3 protein-coding genes and 2 pseudogenes are annotated in these 3,289 nt (G+C 62.2%); 1 reads left to right on the top strand and 4 read right to left on the bottom strand.

Annotated features, from left to right (window positions below; all coding sequences use genetic code 11):
• A pseudogene (locus PV766_RS19810) lies at positions 1-230 on the top strand (recombinase family protein); the annotation flags it as partial.
• 386 nt (positions 231-616) lie between these two features.
• Here PV766_RS19810 and PV766_RS19815 read toward each other — a convergent pair.
• The 4 genes and pseudogenes from PV766_RS19815 to PV766_RS19830 form a co-directional block, all read right to left on the bottom strand.
• Positions 617-784, bottom strand: a pseudogene (locus PV766_RS19815) (barstar family protein); the annotation flags it as partial.
• Between the two features lie 120 nt (positions 785-904).
• On the bottom strand, positions 905-1,957 hold the full coding sequence (locus PV766_RS19820) for a DUF2637 domain-containing protein (protein ID WP_084295179.1): 1,053 nt from the start codon (positions 1,955-1,957) through the stop codon (positions 905-907).
• A gap of 134 nt (positions 1,958-2,091) precedes the next feature.
• Positions 2,092-2,412: a hypothetical protein gene (locus PV766_RS19825; RefSeq protein WP_006553234.1), complete on the bottom strand. Its 321-nt coding sequence runs from the start codon at positions 2,410-2,412 to the stop codon at positions 2,092-2,094.
• Positions 2,409-3,191, bottom strand: coding sequence for a ParA family protein (locus tag PV766_RS19830; RefSeq protein WP_006553233.1), 783 nt, complete (start codon positions 3,189-3,191; stop codon positions 2,409-2,411). Before PV766_RS19830 ends, PV766_RS19825 begins: the two co-directional genes overlap by 4 nt.
• Positions 3,192-3,289: the final 98 nt, after the last annotated feature.

Here is a 3,289-nt window from a genome sequence, read left to right on the forward strand (position 1 = left end):
ACCTCATCCGCGCCCGCACCCGCGAAGGCATGGCCGAAGCGAAGAAGGCCGGCCGCCTCAAAGGCAAGCAACCGAAGCTGTCCACCTTGCAGCGCAAACGCCTGCTCGCCGACTACGAATCCGGCGAATACACCGCAGCCCAGCTCTGCGAAATCAGCGGACTCTGCCGTTCCGCGATGTACGCAACCCTGCGCCGAGCCCGAGAAGAAGCCGCACTCTCCCGCACCTGATGTCGAGATGCAGCGAAGATTAGCGAGATGGGCGAGGCAGATCAACTGGGCCGACTACCGCCTTTTTAAGGCTTCTGAGCTGCGGTTTCCTGGAATGAAACCTTGACCGGCGCTCTCGTCTCACCGAGCCTCTGTCAATCTATAGCGGCGTGTCCTGTCAATCTTCACTGCATCGCGACATTGTCGAGATGCAGCGAAGATGAGCGAGATGGGGCGGGGCAGATTAACTGGGCCGACCGCAGCTTTATAAGGCCTCTGAGCTGCGGTTTCCCGGAATGAAACCTTGACCGGCGCTCTCGTCTCACCGAGCCTCGGTCAATCTTTAGCGGCGTGTCCTGTCAAACTTCACTGCATCTCGACAGTTGTTGTCGAGATGCAGTGAAGATGTCTTCGGGTGTGCCATATCCGCCGGTCAGACAGTCAGCGAAGGCATCCAGATTGCGACCAAAATACCCACCGGGCCCCCATACTGCTTCGCCCACAACAGAAAGAAAATCCTCGAGCGACCGAATGCGACGGCCGTCGACGAAGTACACGGCACCTCTCTTCGGCATTCCAGCTCCATCCTCACCGTCACCGCCCCGACCTTCCGCACAATCTGCCGGTCGCAGTGCATAGGCGGCGGCGGACAGCGTTCTCCGCCGCCGCTTGGGGCAAGGTTCCGATACGGAGGTCTAGACGAGGGAGGGCTCTTTCACCGGATCAGCGGTCTCGATTGCAGGCAATGGCGGGACCAGGAACCCTTCGGTTTCGGCCGCCTGACAGAACTGCCGCCACCGCCGGCTGACGGTGGACTTGTCGATCTGCAATCGGTGAGCAACATCGATCTGCCGCAGTTGCGGGGACTTGATCATCATCGATGCCACGACTTGCACGGTCTCGTGGAACTCGGAGTCGGCGAGGAATCGAAGCAATCCCTCCTGGGTCTGCGCATATCCGTTGCGCGTGACGGACACCGCAGGTTGTCCCATTGTTGTCGGCTCGACAACCGAGTTGCAGGCGAAGGCGAGTGTTCCCGAAGCAGTTGCATCGCTCTGTTCGGTCACGGGCCCGCCCTGCAACGGTGCGTGCGCGGCGCTGTGAGGGGTTGCCAGACCTCCGTCAGCGGTTGCACCGTCTCCGGAAGCACGAGGCTCGGGACGCACCGCGATCCGAGGCGCGGTGGCAGAGACAGTCGAAGCGGGTGCCACGGTGTTGGTAAGCGCTGGAGTACCGGGAGAGGGTTGGTTGCGCTGGATCATCATCACGAACAAGTGGAACAACGCAAGCCACAGCAGCGGGAAAATCGCGGCAAACAGCGCTCCGATCCAGGGGGCCTGCGGAACGAACCCGAGGTCCTCCCCTGCTGCAACTCGGGCAAGGTTGCGCTCAGCTGTCTGCCAGGCATGGAAGGCGTTGCCGACCACACTCAACAACACCGTCACCACGGCCAACGTGGCGCAGTACGCAAGGGTGTATCGGCCGCGGCCGGAGATGCGGAAGATGACATAGCCGGCGGTTGCAGCAGCTTGGGCAACGTCGATGGCAACCGGCGCCATCCATGCTCGTCCCGGTTGCACACCGACCTCGATCGCCAGGGCTCGAAGTGCATCGAACGACAGGATGAAGGACAGCGCTGCGATGAACAGAGTCATGGCGGCCACGGTCACCAACGCCAGTGTCATCTGTCGGCTCACGGGCAACTCGGTTCGCAACGCGGTTGCGGGCGGGGTTGTATCGTCGGGCATGACCGGATGGTGTCCTTCCTAACGGGTGGTAGTCCTGGTCAACGGGCCCCTTGCGGTTGCAGCCGCGTAGGGGACCTGCACTGCGTGCGTCGCGGGCCTGCAACGCACGCAGTGCTGGGGGTCGTAGTGCTACGTCAGAGTCCGTGCTTGTCGAGGTACTCCTGCAGCGCCTTGTCGGTAATCGACGCCTCGCTAATGGTTCGGTCTCCCGTCTCGTAGCGAAGTTTGTCCACTCCCCTACGCAGCCGCGCCTTGATGCTCGGACGGATTCGCGTGTTGTGCGTCGCCGACAGGCCCTCTGCCGGATCGGTGTCGCTTCCCGTCACTGACGGCGTGACCGAACGTGCAGGTACTGGGGTCGGCGCGGGCGTTGATTGCTCGATGCGCGTGGGGCGTTCGGGCAGTTCCTCGGCGGGGTGGGTCTTGCGGATCGCCGGCTGACGTTGTGCGGTCACGATGCACCTCCAGTGGTGAGAGACAGTTCGGCAAGAAGATCGCTGTAGGCGGTTTGAAGAGAAATCGCGCGACCACCTCGGAATTGGTGGATGGGTGTCCGTGCGCTGTGCGCGTCCTGACGAGTTGCCAGTTCCGGAATGATCGTGCGGGCTACGAGATCGCCATAGACCTCCCGCAGCTCGGTCTCCCGGAAATTGTGCTCGGCGGTGCCGCGGCGGCGGCTGAGAACGATCTTGTCGAAGTTGAGGCGAGGGTTGGCACGTTTGCGCACCGTACGGATGGTTTCGTCGAGGCGTTCGACACCATGCACACTGTCGATCGTCGGTTCGGTGACAGCTACCACCCCGTCACAAGCGATGAGGACGGCGAACAGGACCTTGCCCAAGCTTGGTGGACAGTCGAACAGCACGACGTCGTAGGGACTCAGATCCAGGCCTTCGAAGGCGACATCGAGGCGGAAGACCAGGTCGTTTGAGCCATCGGACTCGATTTTGCCGAGCTCCTCGTCTGCGGGAATCAGGTCGACTCCGCCCCAGTCGGTCGCTATGACGGCATTCGCTGCGCCACCTTCGACGGTCTGGTTCATCAGGTGGTAGGTGGTGAGCATGTCGCCTTCGACGGTCACACCGAGGCCGTTGGTGGCATTGCCCTGAGAGTCGGCATCGACGACAAGGACCTTGCCCCCTTTCGCTGACACAGCACTGGCCAGGCCGAGTGCTGTTGCAGTCTTGCCCACGCCGCCCTTCTGATTGGCAATGGCGATCTTGCGTGGTTGCATTGCGCACCTTTCAGTCGATGATCCGAGTCCGTGTTGCATCACGGCGCGTTCCTCGCGTGGCTTGCGTTGCAGGCGTGCCGTGCGTGGCGTGCCGACAG

Origin of the sequence: Rhodococcus sp. As11 (assembly GCF_048957735.1) — a bacterium.
Taxonomy (GTDB): domain Bacteria; phylum Actinomycetota; class Actinomycetes; order Mycobacteriales; family Mycobacteriaceae; genus Rhodococcus; species Rhodococcus gordoniae.